The sequence below is a fragment of the Phenylobacterium sp. genome, assembly GCF_036821595.1.
Taxonomy (GTDB): domain Bacteria; phylum Pseudomonadota; class Alphaproteobacteria; order Caulobacterales; family Caulobacteraceae; genus Phenylobacterium.
Genome location: NZ_DAISJG010000016.1, coordinates 52,228 through 66,780 on the forward strand (window position 1 = coordinate 52,228; position 14,553 = coordinate 66,780).

Here is a 14,553-nt window from a genome sequence, read left to right on the forward strand (position 1 = left end):
GTGCGGGCTAACACGGAAGCGGCGGGGCTTGCAAAGCTGGCCTTGCGCCCGTCCGCGCGGCAAGGCGCCGTGTTGCGTGGCGCAGACCCAACTGATACCTCCGCGCCCTCTCGTCGGGAGTGTTGATGGAAACCGCCACCCACATGCTGCGGACCGGACGGCGCGGGACGCTGTTCGAGTTCCAGATGGCCCTGCGGGACCTGAAGACCTCGGGCGAGCGGCTCGGGCTGGCGTGGTCGCTGGCCTGGCACGACGTGGTCTCCCGCTACCGCGGCTCGATCCTGGGTCCGTTCTGGATCACCCTGTCCATGGGCCTGATGGTGCTCGGGATCGGCTTCCTCTACTCGCGCCTGCTCAGCATCTCCCTCGAGGAGCTGATGCCCTATGTGGCGCTCGGCATCGTCTTCTTCGGCGTCATCGCCGGCGTCGTGAACGAGGGCTGCGACACCTTCGTGCAGGCGTCGGGCATGCTGTCCCAGACCAGCCTGCCGATGTTCACCTTTGTCTGGCGCACGGTGCTCAGGAACCTGATCAACCTCGCCCACCACCTGGTGATCGTGGTCGCGGTGCTGATCTGGTTCGGCTACTGGCGCGAGGCCAACCCGCTGCTGGCGCTGGCCGGGGTGATCTTCCTGATCGTCAACGTCTCGTGGATGAGCATGCTGGCCGGCATCGTCTCGGCGCGCTTCCGCGACATCCCGCAGATCGTCATCTCGGTGATGCAGTTCGCCTTCTTCATGACGCCGGTGTTCTGGCGGCCCGACCGGTTCGGCGACCAGCACATCTTCCTGACGTTGAATCCGTTCTACCACATGCTGGAAGCCATCCGGGCCCCGCTCCTCGGCATGCCGGTCAGCGGACTGAGCTACATCGTGCTGAGCGCCATGGCGCTTCTCGGCTGGGCGGTGACGTTCAGCGTCTTCGCGGTCACCCGCCGCCGGATCGTGCACTACCTATGAAGAAGGCTCCGCCCGTCTCCATCTCCTGCCGGGACCTGACGCTCCGCTTCCCGGTCTACGGCGTGGACGCCAAGTCGCTGAAGAAGCACCTGGCCAACATCACCGTCGGCGGCAAGCTCGGCCAGCACCACGGCTCGACCGAGGTCACCGCGCTCTCCCACCTGAACCTCGAGCTCAAGGCCGGGGACCGGCTGGGCCTGATCGGCCACAACGGTTCGGGCAAGACCACCCTGCTGCGGGCGCTGTCGGGCGCCTACGAGCCCGACGAGGGCCAGATCGAGGTGGAGGGCCGCATCGCCGCCCTGCTGGACCTGGGCCTCGGCATCGACCCGTCGGCCACGGGCTACGACAACATCCGCCTGCGCGGCCGCATCGCCGGCCTTTCCTCGAAGGACATCGAGGAGAAGATGGGCGAGATCGCCGAGTTCACGGGCCTCGGGCCGTTCCTGGCCATGCCGGTGAAGACCTATTCGGCCGGGATGCAGGCGCGCCTCGCCTTCGCCGCCGCGACGGCCGTGGAAGCCGACGTGCTGCTGATGGACGAGTGGATCGCGGTGGGCGACGCCGACTTCCAGAAGCTCGCCCACAAGCGGCTCCTGAAGCTGGTGGAGCGGGCCGGCATTCTGGTCCTGGCCAGCCATGACCTCGACCTCCTGCGGCTCTACTGCAACAAGGTGATGCGGCTGGAGGGCGGCGTCGCCTCGGCGGTCACCGACATCCGCAAGCTGGACGAGCTGCTCGCGGCCTGACGGAAGGCGCCGACTTGGACGTCATCTTCACCATCGTCTCCCGCAACTACGCCGCGCTCGCCGCCAGCCTGATGCAGAGCGTCGCGGCGCACGAGCCCGCCGCCCGGCGCGTGGTGGTGGCCACCGACGGCCCCCTGCCCTCGCTCGAGCCGATCGCCGAGGTGATCGACGCGAACGACGTCGGCGCGCCGTTCCGGGACATGGTCGTCTATTACGAGGCGCTGGAGCTGAACACGGCGGTGAAGCCCTATGTGTTCCGCCACCTGATGGCCCGGGCGGGCGTCGGCAGCGTCACCTATCTCGACCCCGACATCCGCCTGTTCCGGCCGCTGAGCGCCGTGCGCGAGGGGCTGGAGGCGGCGGAGCTGGTGCTGACCCCGCACCTGACCCGGCCGCTGCTCGGCGACGCCAGCCCCAACGACCGCAACATCCTGCAGTCAGGCAGCTACAACCTCGGCTTCGCCGCCATGCGCGACACGGCCAAGGTGGACGGGCTGCTGGCCTGGTGGGCCGACCGCTGCCGGTTCGACTGCCGGGTGGACCTGGCCAACGGCCTGTTCACCGACCAGCGCTGGATGGACCTGTCGCCGGGCTTCGTGGACAGCCTGCGCCTGATCCGCCACCCGGGCTACAACCTCGCCTACTGGAACCTCGAGGGCCGGATCCTGGAGCGCGCCGCCGACGGCTGGCGGGTGGACGGCGAGCCGCTGCACTTCTTCCACTTCTCGGGCTTCGACCCGAACCGGCCGAAGACCCTGTCCAAGCACCAGGACCGGCTGACGGTGGAGCCGGGGTCGGGCCTGGCCGAGCTGCTGGCCGACTACGGCAAGACCCTGCTGGGCAACGGTCACGCGAGCTCCAGCGCCATCCCCTACGGGCACAACAAGCTGGCCGACGGGCGCGTCATCACGCGGCCCATGCGCCGCCGCGCCCTGCGCGCGGCCCGCGCCGGCGAGACCTTCCCCGACGGCCTGGGGCCGGCCACCTCGGCCTGGTTCGACGAGGCCGAGCCCGAGGCGGTGGTCCCCGGCCTTCCCGACATCACCCGCGTGATGGACCAGGCCTGGCGCGACAGCCCGGCCGCCGACCCCTTCGACCGCGCCACCGCCGAGGGCCGCCTGGGCTTCATCCGCTGGGCCGGCGACAACGCCCAGGCCCTCGGCCTCGACGCGCGCGCCGTACAGGCCGCCGAGCGGCTGGCGGCCACGGGCGGCGGCGGCCGCGACCCCGATCCCTCCGCCTGGCGCGAGGCGCCCTGGCGCGGTCCGGCGGCCGAGGCGCTCGGCTGGCTGCGCGAGCCGCACCAGCCGCCGCGGGCGGCGCTGGCCCTGCTGGCCGCCCGAAAGGACCTGCGCCAGCGGTTCGGCCAGGACCCGCAGGCCCTGCTCGCCTGGTGCGTCGGCCCGGAGGCCGCGGCCCGGCGCTTCGACCTCGACCTCTTGCCGCCCGCGGTCGTGGAGGACCTCGGCCGCGACGGCGCCCTGCTGGTGCGCGCGGCCCGGTTCGCGGACCCGTCCGGCTCGGCCACCGAGCTTCGGCGGCGCCTGGCCGTGGGCTTCGGCGTCGGAGAGCGGGCCCGCTGGCCCGAGGCCCTGACCGGCCCCCTGCGCGCGCCGCACCTGGCGCCCGCCCCGGGCCTTCCCGCGCCCTTCGTGCGGCTGTTCGCCGATATCTGGGAGAGCCGGGGCGACCTGCAGCGGCTCTATCCGCTGCAGACGGCGGTCGGCCGAATCCGCTTCCTGCGCTGGCTGCTGGCCGGAGGGCTGGCGGAATACGGGGTGGAGTTCGCCGCCCTGCCGGCCGCCGTCCGCCGCCACCCGCTGATGCGCCTGGCCGAGGCGAGCCTGCGCGGCCGCCGCAAGACGGCTCCGCCGCCCGCTCCGGCCACGACGGCGCGCGCCGATCGGCTGTTCGTGGTCGACCGGGCCGAGGACGCGCCGGACCTGCCGGCCGGCGCGGCGGTCTACGAGGCGGCGCGCGGCCGCTTCAAGGGGCCCGCCCCGCAGCGCGCCGACCAGGTCCTGTTCCTCACCGACCCGGCCTGCGTGGCGGCCGACGCCATCGCCCTGCACGCCCAAGGTATCCGCTGGGCGCGCGCCGCGGCGGTGTGGGACGCGGAGACCGTCGCCGCCCTGACGCACGACACGCCGGGCCTGGGCTTCGTCGACGAGGTGTGGAGCCGGGGCGCGGCGCGCGACGACCTCCCGCGCCCGGTGAAGCCGGTGGACGCCGACCGGCCGCTGCAGGCCGCCCTGGCCGCATGAGCCTGGCGGCGGCCCAGGCCCTCTGGCGTCGCGCTCTGCCCGAACCCGTCCGGCGCGTCGCCGCGCCCGCCGTCACCCGCGCCCTGCGCGCCTATGTCCACGCCGCAGGTCGGCCCGGAGCGGCGCCCGGGACCGCCGGCCTGCCGATCAAGGTGGTCGGCCTTTTCGAGCGGTCGCACGGCATCGCCGCCTCCGCCCGCCTGGCGGTGCGGGCTTTCGAGGCCCTGGGCGCCCGCGTGGAGCCGGTGAGCCTCACCGGCGGCGGCGACTGGCGACGGCGCCTCGCCGGGGAGACCCCGGCGGCGGCCTGGATCTTCCACCTGAACGCGCCCGAGATGGTGGGCGCCCTGGCCTGCCTCGGGCCGCGCCGGGTGGTGGGGCCGAGGTACGGCTACTGGGCCTGGGAACTGCCGAAGGCGCCGCGCAGCTGGCTGAAGGACGCGCGGCTGGTGGACGAGGTCTGGACGCCCAGCCGCTACACCGCCGAGGGCCTGGCCGGCGCCTCCGCCCCCGTCCGCGTGGTGCCGCACCCGCTGTCCCTCGAGGACTACCAGGGGATCGCGCCGCTTCCCCGCCGGGCCGCCTTCCAGGCGGTGGCGATGTTCGACTTCAACTCCTCGGCGGCGCGCAAGAACCCGCGCGGCGCGATCGAGGCCTTCCGCCGGGCGTTCGGCGACCAGCCGGGGGTCGAGCTGACCCTGAAGACCCAGAACGGCGCCCGCTTCCCCGACCTGCTGGCGGCGTTGCGCCGCGACGCCCCGGACAATGTGCGGATCGTCGACGAGGTCTGGCCCTATGCGGAGGTGAAGCGGCTGATCGCCGGCGCCGACGCCCTGGTCTCCCTCCACCGCGCCGAGGGGTTCGGTCTGCCGATGGCCGAGGCCATGGCCCTGGGCGTGCCGGTGGTCGCCACCGCCTTCTCCGGCAATCTCGACTTCATGGACGGGGACTCCGCCCTGCTCGTGCCGGCCGGCCGCACGACGGTGGCGGATCCGCAGGGCATCTACCGGGGCCAGAGCTGGGCCGAGCCCGACCTGGACGTCGCCGTCCAGGCCCTGGTGACGCTCCGCCAGGACGCCGCCCTTCGGGCGCGCCTGGGCGCGGCCGGCCGCCGCATCGTCGCCGAGAGGCTGTCGCCCCAGGCCTGGTTCCGCAGCCTTCCCGAGGCGGTGCGCACCGCCGCCCTGGCCGCCTGCGAGGACCCGCACCGGCCCGTTCGGAGATAGCCGCGAAAGCTTGGCTTTATTCTTTAGCATGCCGATCAGCCGATCACCCCACTGATCGCCAGATGATATAGTCAAGCTTTTCCCGGACGGGTTGCTTCTGTCGCCGGGCCTTGTCACTTCCTGTTGCTCGGCGCATCATCCGGTCGATCTCAGGTCTACAGCAGCGCTTGTCTTGAAACCTTGTTCCGGAGGCTACGGCTGCGCTATTGTGTCACAGGCGCGACTGGGTCGCGCCTGTGGATCGTCCGCGCCGCTTCGGCCTATCAATCGACGGGGGACGGTTCGTAGTACGGAGGCGAGCGGGTGCTTGTTCTCGTCGTAGAAGACGAACCCATGATCGCGGCCTCGATCCAGTGGGAGCTGGAGGACGCAGGCTATGAGGTGCTCGGGCCCGCCACGGGGGTGTCCGAGGCGGAGGCGCTGGCCCGCCAGACGCGGCCCGACCTGGCGTTCATAGACATCAACCTGGCCGGGCACGACGAGGGCGTGGGACTGGCGCGCGAGCTGAAGGCGCGGCTGGGGGTGCCGTCGATCTTCGTCACGGGTCAGCTGGCGCAGGCGCGACAGGCGAGCGACGCGGCGCTGGGCGTCCTGCCCAAGCCTTTCAACTTCCAGTCCCTGGTGCAGGCCGTGCCGGTGGCCCAGGCGCTGGAGCAGGGCCGCCGGCCCGCGCGCCTGCCGCTCGGCCTCGAGCTCTTCGCGCCCCGGCCGGTGGCGCAGGCCAGCTAGGGGCGCTCAGTCGTCGTCGGACTTGAAGCTGCGCGGTTCGCCCGCCACCAGCACCCGGGCGCGGCCGCCGCTCTTGCGCAGGATGTCGGCCGCGGATTCCGCCAGCCGTTGCGCCTCCGCCTCGCTCTCCGCGAGCGCCAGGAGCTCGCGCCCCGCGCTCACCCCCCAGCGGTCGCCGGTCTTCGCGACCACCAGCACGCTGGGCGTCATCGTCTTGCCTCGGTCTGGACGAGGGCGGAGCAGGCCGCCTTGAAGTTCCACGAGGCGACCAGGGGGACATAGAGGCGCGACCCGCTGGGCAGGGTGTAGACCTCGACCCGGGTCCCGTTCGCGGTCTGCCTCACCTGCACGACGCGCTGTCTCGGCGGCACGGCTCTCTCCCTCCACGCGCCCCGATGGCGCGCCGGACGGCTGACAACCCGGCGCGAAGGACGCGGGTTCCAGGCGCCCGCGGCCCGGGCGCCCGCCGGAAACGGCCCCTCCGGCCGGCCACGGCCTCTTGGAGCCGCGCGGCGAAAGCCTTAGCCTCCGGGAGAACCCGCGTCCGCGCGGAAGAGCCGGAGAGCCAGCGCATGAAGATGATCATCGCGATCATCAAGCCCAGCCGCCTGGATGCGGTGCTCGAAGCGGTGACGGAGGCCGGGGCCTCCGGCCTGACGGTCACCGAGGTCCGCGGCTACGGCCGGCAGCGCGGCAAGACCGAGGTGTACCGGGGCGCCGAGTACGAGGTGAAGCTTCTGCCGAAGGTGAAGCTGGAGATCGCCGTTCCCACCGACATCGCCGAACAGGTGGTCGAGGCCGTGGCCCGGACGGCCAACACCGGCAAGATCGGCGACGGCAAGGTCTTCGTCCTCGACCTGGAGCAGGCCCTGCGCATCCGCACCGGCGACCGCGACGCCGCGGCCATCGCGGGCTAGGCCTTCGCCCGCGCCCGCCGCTTCGGCTTCGGGGGCTCGGACTTCGGCAGGGCCACCTCGCCGAACAGGTCCTTCGGCACGTCGTCGGGCTGTCCCTCCGTCCGGCGGCTGAGCAGGAAGAGGGCCGATTCCGAGCGCCAGTTCTCGAGCGGCCGCTTGGGGTCGATGGGCCGGGCGGCCTTCCCGTTGGCGAGCGCCGCGCAGGCGTCGATCCGCAGGTCCAGGTCCTCGCAGAGGTCGGTGAAGTCCCTGAGCGTGCACAGGTGGATGTTGGCCGTCGCCCACCAGGGATCCGGCAGGGCGCGGGTCTCCGGCATCCGCCCGCGCGTCATCAGGCTCACCCGCATCCGCCAGTGGCCGAAGTTGGGGACCGAGACGATCGCCTGGTCGGCGATGCGCAGCAGCTCGGAGAGCACGTGCCGCGGCTCGCGCATCTGCTGCAGGGTCTTGGACAGGATGGCGTAGTCGAAGGCCCGCGTCGGGAAATGGTCGAGGTCGCGGTCGCCGTCGCCCTGCACCACCGCCAAGCCCCGCGCCAGGCAGGCCGAGACGCCGGCCTGGCTGATCTCCAGCCCCTGGCCGTCGACGCCCTTCTCCCGCTGCAGCAGCTCGAGGAGTTCGCCCTCGCCGCAGCCCACGTCCAGCACCCGCGCGCCGGGCCGCACGAGCCGCAGGATCTCGCGGAAGTCCTCGCGGATGACGCTCACGCGAGCCCTCGCGCCTGGGCGGTGGCCTCCAGGAAGCCGCGCAGGGTGGCGTCGAGCTGCGGCTCGTCGAGGAAGAAGGCGTCGTGGCCCTTGTCGGTCTCGATCTCCACGAAGCTGGCCCGGCAGCCGGCGGCGTTCAGCGCGCGCACGATGTCGCGGCTCTCGGCCGTGGAATAGAGCCAGTCGGACGAGAAGGAGAGCACCATGAACCGCACCTGGCGGGCCTTGCGGAAGGCCTGGGCCAGCACGCCCTCGTGCCCGGCCGCCAGGTCGAAATAGTCCAGCGCCCGGGTGATGTAGAGGTAGGAGTTGGCGTCGAAGCGGTCGACGAAGCTCGCCCCCTGGTGGCGCAGGTAGCTCTCCACCTGGAAGTCGGCGTCGAAGCCCCACGACAGGCCGTCCTTGCGCAGCTCCCGGCCGAACTTCCGCTGCAGGGCGGCTTCCGACAGGTAGGTGATGTGCGCGGCCATCCGGGCCACGGCCAGGCCCTTCGACGGGCTGACGCCCTCGCTCTGGTAGGCGCCGCCGCGCCAGTCGGGGTCGGCCATGATCGCCTGGCGGCCGACCTCGTGGAAGGCGATGTTCTGGGCCGAGTGGCGGGCGGCCGCGGCGATGCAGACGGCGCTGAACAGCTTCTCCGGATAGTCGGCCGCCCACTGCAGGACCTGCATCCCGCCCATGGAGCCGCCGATCACCGCGAACAGGGTGTCGATCCCCATGGCCTCGATCAGCATGGCCTGGGCGCGGACCATGTCGGCGATGGTGATCATCGGGAAGGCCAGGCCGTAGGGCTCGCCCGTCTTCGGATTGGCCGACCCGGGCCCCGTGGAGCCCATGCAGCCGCCGACCACGTTCGTCGAGATGATGAAGTAGCGGTCCGGGTCGAGCGGCAGCCCCGGCCCGATCACCCGGCTCCACCAGCCCGGCTTGCCGGTGATCGGATGGGTGGAGGCCGCGTACTGGTCGCCGGTGAGCGCGTGACAGACGAGGACGGCGTTGGTCCGGCTCTCGTTCAGCCGGCCGTAGGTCTGGTAGCCGATCTCCAGCCCCGGCAGGACCGCGCCCGAATCCAGCCGCAGCGGCGCCCCCGCCGGGAAGCGCCAGACGCCGCCGTCGGTCTCGATCGCAGGGCTCAGCGCGGCCTGGTCGTCCATCGTCGCCCTGAAGACCGCCAAGCCCCACCGGTGTCAATGGCTTCGCAGCCCCGCCGGACCCCGCTATGAGGACCGCCGAGGGGTGTGTGAATCTCCATGGACCGTCTGATCCTCTTCCGCCACGGCAAGGCCGAGCCCGACTCCGCGAGCGGCGACGACTTCGACCGCCGGCTGGAGCCGCGCGGCGTGCGCGAATCGGCCGCCATGGGCGAGAGCCTGGCGGACCTCGGCATGCGCCCCGACCTGGCGCTGGTCTCTGCGGCGACCCGCACGCGGGAGACCTGGGCGGCGGCCGAGGCCGTCTTCCCCGGCGCCGAGGTGCGCTTCGAGAAGGACCTCTACCTCGCCGACGCCGGCTCCATCCGTCAGGCGGCCGAGCGCGCGGGGCGCGGCCGCGGCACGGTCATGGTGGTGGGCCACAACCCCGGCCTCCAGGAGCTGGCCGTGGACCTGCTGACCGAGGGCAAGGCGCCGCCGGCCCTGATCGCGCGGGCCGCCCGCAACTTCCCGCCGGGCGCCGCGGCGGTGTTCCTGATCGACAACAAGGGGCGCCCCGCCTTCGACGGACTGTTCTATCCGGAGCGCGGGGAGTGAGGATCTACAAGATCCTGTCCCGCGACGAGTGGGCGGCGGCGCAGGCGGGCGGCCGCTTCGAGGGCTCGGCCGTGGACCGGGCCGACGGCTTCATCCACTTCTCCACGGCCGCTCAGGCGCCCGAGACGGCGCGGCGCCACTTCGCCGGACAGGCGGACCTCGTCGTGCTCGAGGTGGAGGCCGACGACCTCGGCGAGGCCCTTCGCTGGGAGCCCTCGCGCGGCGGCGACCTCTTCCCCCACCTGTACGGGCCGCTGGACGCCGCCCGCGTGCTGGGCGTCACCGAGGCCCCACTGGGCGCGGACGGCGGCCCTGTCCTGCCGGCGCTGGCATGACCACCCTGCACGGCCTCGCCACCCGGGCGCTGCGCGGCCTCGACCCGGAGGACGCCCACGGCCTGGCCATCCGGGCGCTGCAGGCGGGCCTCGGGCCCCACGGCGGCCGCGACGATCCCGTCCTGGCGACGACGCTGGCCGGCCTGTCCCTGCCGAACCCTGTGGGCCTCGCCCCCGGCTTCGACAAGAACGCCGAGGTGTTCGGGCCCATGCTGCGGGCGGGCTTCGGCTTCGTGGAATGCGGAACGGTCACGCCGCTGCCGCAGGCCGGCAACCCGCGGCCGCGGCTGTTCCGGCTGACCGAGGACCGGGCGGTGATCAACCGGATGGGCTTCAACAACCAGGGCCTGGAGGCCTTCGCCGCGCGGCTCGCCCGCCGGGGCCCGGGCGTGGTGGGGGCCAACATCGGGGCCAACAAGGACTCCGAGGACCGGGTCGGCGACTACGTCACCGGCCTGACCCGGCTGTGGGGCCTGGCCAGCTACTTCACGATCAACATCTCCTCGCCCAACACGCCCGGCCTGCGCGCCCTGCAGACCCGGGCGGCGCTGGAGGAGCTGCTGGGCCGGCTCGCCGAGGCCCGCGACGCCCTGCCGGGGGCCGGCCGGGTCCCGATGTTCCTGAAGGTGGCGCCGGACCTGGCCGACGGCGAGGCCGAGGCCATCGTCGAGACGGTGCTGGCCAACGGCCTCGAGGGGATCATCGTCTCCAACACCACCATCGCCCGGCCGCCGCTCGCCTCCCGCTTGCGCGACGAGGCCGGCGGCCTCTCCGGCGCGCCGCTCACCGCGCCGTCCACCGAGATGCTGCGCCGCTTCGCCGCCCTGACCGCCGGGCGGCTGACCCTGATCGGGGTCGGGGGCATCGGCTCCGGCGCGGAGGCCTACGCCAAGATCCGCGCGGGCGCGGCGGCCGTTCAGCTCTATTCGGCCCTGGTCTTCGAGGGGCCGGGACTCGTCACCCGCATCAAGCGCGAACTGGCCGGGCTGCTGCGCGCGGACGGCTTCCGCGCCGTGGCCGACGCCGTCGGCGCCAACTGATCGACCGGCCGGGCGGCGCCTCCCCACAGCGGGACGCGTTGCCCAAGCTTGCTCACTGATTTAACGGGATACCCTATGGCGGACGCGCCCTCGCCGCAGGAACTTCCCAGACCGGACAGGCGCCGCTTCTTCTGGCCGGGCGGCCTGTCGGCGCGACTGCTCACGCTCACCATCCTGTTCGTCGCGGCCGGGGGCATGATCGCCCTGCCGCCGGCGCTGGCCGCCTACCAGGAGAGCTGGCTGCTCGACCGGGTCCGGGCCGCCGAGACCATCTCGCGCATCTCCGACATCGCGCCCGAGCGCATGGACCTGGAGCAGCGCGAGCAGCTCCTGCAGGGGGCCGGCGTCGAGTGGGTGGCGATCTCCACGCCGGACGTTGGCCTCAGGCTCGTGCTGCAGGGCCGCAAGCGGCCGCAGCGGCCCTACCTCGTGGACCTGCGCCAGCAGGGGCCCGGCTCGTGGCTGGTCGGGCCGTTCAACACCCTGTTCGGCGGTGAAGGCCGCTCGGTGCGGGTCCGCGCGGAGCCGCGCTTCGTCGAGGCGGACTTCGTGGAGGTGGTCGCGCCCGACGCGGAGCTGAAGCAGGAGCTGTGGGACTACCTCTGGCGGCTGATCATCATCGTGGCCTTCGTCTCCACCCTGGCCGGCGTCCTGGTCTACCTGTCGCTGAACCTCTTCCTGGTGCGGCCCATGCAGCGGATCACCTACGCCATGGAGCGGTTCCGCGCCGATCCGGAGGATCCCGAGGCGCGGCTGGAGCTCTCCGGCCGGCACGACGAGATCGGCCGCGCCGAGGCGGAGCTCGGCCGGATGCAGGCCGACCTGCGCGCGGCGCTGAATTCCCGCGCCCGGCTGGCGGCGCTGGGCGAGGCGGTGGCCAAGATCAACCACGACCTGCGCAACATGCTGACCAGCGCCCAGATCGCCTCGGAGCGGCTTGCGGCGCTGAAGGATCCCAAGGTGCGCGAGGCCCTGCCCCGCCTGGAGCGCGCGCTGGACCGGGCCGTGAAGCTCGCCTCCGACGTGCTGACCTACGGCAAGACCCAGGAGGCCGCGCCGGAAGCCCGGCCGGTGAGGCTCGCGGCGGCGCTGGAGGCGGCGGCCGAGGAGGCCCGTCTGTCGGACGAGGGCGTGCGGCTGGTCTGCGAGGTCGGCCGGACCGACCAGGTGATCGCCGACCCGGACCAGCTGCACCGGATCCTGGTCAACCTGCTGCGCAACGCCCGCGAGGCCATCGAGCACCAGCAGGACCGCCGAGAGCCCGGCCGGATCCGCGTGACCCTGGAGCAGGCGGACAACGCCAGCCTGGTGCGCGTGGCCGACAACGGGCCGGGCGTGCCGCCCCGGGCCCGCGAGCGCCTGTTCCAGCCCTTCGCGGGCTCCAGCCGGCCGGACGGCGCGGGCCTGGGCCTGGCCATCGCCCGGGAGCTCGCCCAGGGCCACGGCGGCGACCTGGGCCTGGTGGAGAGCACCGGGGCCGGGGCGGTGTTCGAGCTGCGCCTGCCCGGCGCTCCGCCCAAGGCGCCCTCGCGCGCCCGCGCCGCCAGGAGCTCGGCCTAGAAGCCGAGGGCCACGCCGTCGCGCCGGGGATCCGCGCCGCCGCGCAGGCCCTCGGGGACCCGCTCGATCCCGTGCAGGCCCGAACCCTCGGCGCCCGCGCCGGAGCGCAGCTGCACGCCCCGGGCGGCCAGGCCCTCGACGACCGGGGCGGGGAACTTGTCCACCTCGGCGGCATAGTAGGTCCCGCTGGCGATCAGGTTCGGCAGGGCGACGGCCTCCTGCATCGGCAGCTTCCAGTCCAGCACGGCGGTGAGCGCCTTCAGGTTGTAGGCGAGGATCGCCGGCCCGCCGGGCGAGCCCACGGCGGCCACGAACCGCCCCTGGCGGTCGAGGACGATGGCCGGGGCCATGGAGGAGCGCGGCCGCTTGCCGCCGGCCACGGCATTGGCGGCCGGCGCGCCGTCGGTGAAGGTCGGCTGGAAGGAGAAGTCGGTGAGCTGGTTGTTCAGGAAGAAGCCCGCCACCATCCGGCCCGAACCGAAGATGCTCTCCACCGTGGTGGTCATGGAGACCACGTTGCCGGCGGCGTCGACGACGGTGAAGTGGGTGGTGCCGGCCGGCTCCACCGTGCGGTCGGGGGCGCGGACGCCGGCCCCGCGGGGATTACCCGGCGGCGGCGGCGGGCCGGCCTTTTCGGGATCGATCAGCTTCGCGCGCCGGTCCAGGTAGGCCGGCTCCAGCAGGCCCTCCACGGGGACCTCCACGAAGGCCGGGTCGCCGATGTAGCGGTCGCGGTCGGCGTACATCAGCCGGCTCGCCTGGCTGAACAGGTGCCAGCCCTGCGGGTCGGCCGGGCCGCGGGCGGCGATGTCGGTGCGCTCCAGCAGGCCCAGCCCCTGCAGCACCGCCGGCCCGCCCGACGGCGCGCCCGGCGTGCAGACCACATAGACGCGGAAGGGGCGGCAGAGCGCCGGGCCCTTCTTCGGCCGGTAGGCCTTGAGGTCGGCGAGGGTCATGGCGCCCGGCAGCGGGTCCTGGCGCAGGCGCGCCACGATGGCCTCGGCGATCGAGCCCTCGAGAATCGCCTTCGGACCCTCGGCGGCGATCCTGCGGACCGTCTCGGCGTAGGCCGGATTGCGGAAGGTGTCGCCCGGCCGGATCCGGGTCCCGTCGGGCTTGGTGAAGTAGGCCGTCGCGTCCGGCGTCTGGCCCTGGGCGGAGCGGCCGTTGGCGGCCTCGCCCAGCCGGCGGGGCACGACGAAGCCCTGGTCGGCCAGGCGCTCGGCCTCGCCGAACAGCTGGCTCCACGGCAGCTTTCCATGGTCGGCGTGGGCCATGGAGAGCATGGCGACCGCGCCCGGCACGCCGGTGGAGCGGCCCGAGAGGATCGCCTGCACGCGGTTCAGCGGCTTGCCGTCGGGGCCCATGAACATGTCGGGCGTGGCCGCCGCCGGCGCCGTCTCGCGGCCGTCGTAGGCGGTCACCGAGCGGGTCCTGGCGTCGTAGTAGGTCATGAAGGCGCCGCCGCCGAGGCCCGAGCTCTGCGGCTCCACAAGGCCCAGCACCGCCTGCACCGCCACGGCGGCGTCCACGGCCGAGCCGCCCGCCCGCAGCACCTTCAGGCCGGCTTCCACGGCCATCGGGTTGGCGGCGGAGACCATGGCGTGGGCCGCCACGCCCTGCGTGGTCGGCGCGTCGGCCGCGGCTGCTGGCGGCGGCGGGGCCGAGGTGGTGGTGCAGGCCGCCAGCAGGGCGGCGAGGGAGAGGCTGGCGAGACGCTTCAGGATCGGCACTGGGCTAAGGGCTCCGGTGGTGAGGTCCCACCCTTAGGGCGTCTGCGCGTGGACAACAAACCTCCCGGCGTGCGACGTCGGGTTCCGATGGATGAAACGCGGCCCAGCGCAGCGCCCGGCGCCCGCAACCTGATCACCGACGTGCCGGGCCTGAAGGTCGGGCAGGCGGAGGATCCCCGCGCCCGCACGGGCGTCACCGTCATCCTGCCGGACGACCGCGCGGTCTGCGCCGTGGACGTGCGCGGCGGGGCGCCGGGCACGCGGGAGACTGACGCCCTCGCGCCCGAGAACCTGGTGGACGCGGTGGACGCCGTCGTCCTGTCCGGCGGCTCGGTCTACGGGCTCGGCGCGGCCGACGGCGTCGTCGCCTGGCTGGGCGCGCGGGGCCGGGGCTACGGGATGGCCGTCCAACCGGACGTGCCGCCCTCCCCGGTCGTGCCGGCCGCCATCCTCTTCGACATGGCCAACGGGGGCGACAAGGCCTGGGGCGAGACCCCGCCGCACCGTGAGCTCGGCCGGGCCGCGGTCGCCGCGGCCGCGGACCGGTTCCAGCTGGGGACCGCCGGCGCGGGCTACGGGGCGATGG

General features: G+C 73.5%; 16 protein-coding genes. 11 read left to right on the forward strand and 5 right to left on the reverse strand.

Translation table 11 applies throughout. The features are described from left to right. Positions 1 to 125 precede the first annotated feature (125 nt). The 5 genes from V7Z97_RS10225 to V7Z97_RS10245 all read left to right on the forward strand — a co-directional run bounded on the left by V7Z97_RS10225 (position 126) and on the right by V7Z97_RS10245 (position 5,927). Positions 126 to 959: an ABC transporter permease gene (locus V7Z97_RS10225; RefSeq protein WP_334163276.1), complete on the forward strand. Its 834-nt coding sequence runs from the start codon at positions 126 to 128 to the stop codon at positions 957 to 959. Beyond that, complete coding sequence (locus tag V7Z97_RS10230; RefSeq protein WP_334163278.1) at positions 956 to 1,708, forward strand: ABC transporter ATP-binding protein; 753 nt, start codon at positions 956 to 958, stop codon at positions 1,706 to 1,708. Before V7Z97_RS10225 ends, V7Z97_RS10230 begins: the two co-directional genes overlap by 4 nt. Before the next feature lie 14 nt (positions 1,709 to 1,722). After that, on the forward strand, positions 1,723 to 3,972 hold the full coding sequence (locus V7Z97_RS10235; RefSeq protein ID WP_334163280.1) for a hypothetical protein: 2,250 nt from the start codon (positions 1,723 to 1,725) through the stop codon (positions 3,970 to 3,972). Continuing rightward, positions 3,969 to 5,198 (forward strand): glycosyltransferase, encoded by a 1,230-nt coding sequence (locus V7Z97_RS10240; protein ID WP_334163282.1) that lies wholly within the window; start codon positions 3,969 to 3,971, stop codon positions 5,196 to 5,198. Before V7Z97_RS10235 ends, V7Z97_RS10240 begins: the two co-directional genes overlap by 4 nt. Positions 5,199 to 5,501: 303 nt before the next feature. Next, on the forward strand, positions 5,502 to 5,927 hold the full coding sequence (locus V7Z97_RS10245; protein WP_334163285.1) for a response regulator: 426 nt from the start codon (positions 5,502 to 5,504) through the stop codon (positions 5,925 to 5,927). Between the two features lie 6 nt (positions 5,928 to 5,933). On the opposite strand, the gene V7Z97_RS10250 is transcribed toward V7Z97_RS10245, so the two are convergent. Together V7Z97_RS10250 and V7Z97_RS10255 are read right to left on the reverse strand one after the other, a co-directional pair. After that, the gene (locus V7Z97_RS10250) at positions 5,934 to 6,137 is read right to left on the reverse strand and encodes a hypothetical protein (RefSeq protein ID WP_334163287.1); all 204 of its coding nucleotides are present in this window, start codon (positions 6,135 to 6,137) and stop codon (positions 5,934 to 5,936) included. After that, positions 6,134 to 6,298 (reverse strand): hypothetical protein, encoded by a 165-nt coding sequence (locus V7Z97_RS10255; RefSeq protein WP_334163290.1) that lies wholly within the window; start codon positions 6,296 to 6,298, stop codon positions 6,134 to 6,136. Before V7Z97_RS10255 ends, V7Z97_RS10250 begins: the two co-directional genes overlap by 4 nt. 201 nt (positions 6,299 to 6,499) lie before the next feature. On the opposite strand from V7Z97_RS10255, the gene V7Z97_RS10260 reads away from it, so the two are divergent. Further along, positions 6,500 to 6,844: a P-II family nitrogen regulator gene (locus tag V7Z97_RS10260; RefSeq protein WP_334163291.1), complete on the forward strand. Its 345-nt coding sequence runs from the start codon at positions 6,500 to 6,502 to the stop codon at positions 6,842 to 6,844. Here the strand turns inward: V7Z97_RS10260 and metW are convergent. Together metW and metX are read right to left on the reverse strand one after the other, a co-directional pair. Further along, the gene (metW, locus tag V7Z97_RS10265; protein WP_334163292.1) at positions 6,841 to 7,551 is read right to left on the reverse strand and encodes a methionine biosynthesis protein MetW; all 711 of its coding nucleotides are present in this window, start codon (positions 7,549 to 7,551) and stop codon (positions 6,841 to 6,843) included. The genes V7Z97_RS10260 and metW overlap by 4 nt on opposite strands. Continuing rightward, complete coding sequence (gene metX / locus V7Z97_RS10270) at positions 7,548 to 8,705, reverse strand: homoserine O-acetyltransferase MetX (protein ID WP_334163295.1); 1,158 nt, start codon at positions 8,703 to 8,705, stop codon at positions 7,548 to 7,550. Before metX ends, metW begins: the two co-directional genes overlap by 4 nt. Before the next feature lie 96 nt (positions 8,706 to 8,801). Between metX and V7Z97_RS10275 the strand changes: the two genes are divergently transcribed. The 4 genes from V7Z97_RS10275 to V7Z97_RS10290 all read left to right on the forward strand — a co-directional run bounded on the left by V7Z97_RS10275 (position 8,802) and on the right by V7Z97_RS10290 (position 12,234). After that, positions 8,802 to 9,299 (forward strand): SixA phosphatase family protein, encoded by a 498-nt coding sequence (locus V7Z97_RS10275; RefSeq protein WP_334163298.1) that lies wholly within the window; start codon positions 8,802 to 8,804, stop codon positions 9,297 to 9,299. Next, positions 9,296 to 9,634, forward strand: coding sequence for a DUF952 domain-containing protein (locus V7Z97_RS10280; protein WP_334163301.1), 339 nt, complete (start codon positions 9,296 to 9,298; stop codon positions 9,632 to 9,634). The genes V7Z97_RS10275 and V7Z97_RS10280 overlap by 4 nt, the downstream gene beginning before the upstream one ends. After that, positions 9,631 to 10,674 carry a quinone-dependent dihydroorotate dehydrogenase gene (locus V7Z97_RS10285; protein ID WP_334163303.1) on the forward strand — a complete coding sequence of 348 codons (1,044 nt, stop codon included), beginning with the start codon at positions 9,631 to 9,633 and terminating at the stop codon, positions 10,672 to 10,674. The genes V7Z97_RS10280 and V7Z97_RS10285 overlap by 4 nt, the downstream gene beginning before the upstream one ends. A gap of 75 nt (positions 10,675 to 10,749) precedes the next feature. Next, complete coding sequence (locus tag V7Z97_RS10290) at positions 10,750 to 12,234, forward strand: sensor histidine kinase (RefSeq protein ID WP_334163305.1); 1,485 nt, start codon at positions 10,750 to 10,752, stop codon at positions 12,232 to 12,234. Here V7Z97_RS10290 and ggt read toward each other — a convergent pair. Then, positions 12,231 to 13,958, reverse strand: coding sequence for a gamma-glutamyltransferase (gene ggt, locus V7Z97_RS10295; protein WP_334163312.1), 1,728 nt, complete (start codon positions 13,956 to 13,958; stop codon positions 12,231 to 12,233). The two genes, V7Z97_RS10290 and ggt, sit on opposite strands and share 4 nt — an antisense overlap. Positions 13,959 to 14,054: 96 nt before the next feature. Between ggt and V7Z97_RS10300 the strand changes: the two genes are divergently transcribed. Beyond that, on the forward strand, positions 14,055 to 14,553 hold a 499-nt coding region (locus V7Z97_RS10300; RefSeq protein WP_334163308.1), incomplete at its 3' end, for a P1 family peptidase.

Coding starts and splice junctions, on each gene's coding strand:
- V7Z97_RS10225 (WP_334163276.1), top strand. CDS start 126: ATGGAAACCGCCACCCACATGCTGCGGACCGGACGGCGCGGGACGCTG.
- V7Z97_RS10230 (WP_334163278.1), top strand. CDS start 956: ATGAAGAAGGCTCCGCCCGTCTCCATCTCCTGCCGGGACCTGACGCTC.
- V7Z97_RS10240 (WP_334163282.1), top strand. CDS start 3,969: ATGAGCCTGGCGGCGGCCCAGGCCCTCTGGCGTCGCGCTCTGCCCGAA.
- V7Z97_RS10250 (WP_334163287.1), bottom strand. CDS start 6,137: ATGACGCCCAGCGTGCTGGTGGTCGCGAAGACCGGCGACCGCTGGGGG.
- V7Z97_RS10260 (WP_334163291.1), top strand. CDS start 6,500: ATGAAGATGATCATCGCGATCATCAAGCCCAGCCGCCTGGATGCGGTG.
- metX (WP_334163295.1), bottom strand. CDS start 8,705: ATGGACGACCAGGCCGCGCTGAGCCCTGCGATCGAGACCGACGGCGGC.
- V7Z97_RS10275 (WP_334163298.1), top strand. CDS start 8,802: ATGGACCGTCTGATCCTCTTCCGCCACGGCAAGGCCGAGCCCGACTCC.
- V7Z97_RS10285 (WP_334163303.1), top strand. CDS start 9,631: ATGACCACCCTGCACGGCCTCGCCACCCGGGCGCTGCGCGGCCTCGAC.
- V7Z97_RS10290 (WP_334163305.1), top strand. CDS start 10,750: ATGGCGGACGCGCCCTCGCCGCAGGAACTTCCCAGACCGGACAGGCGC.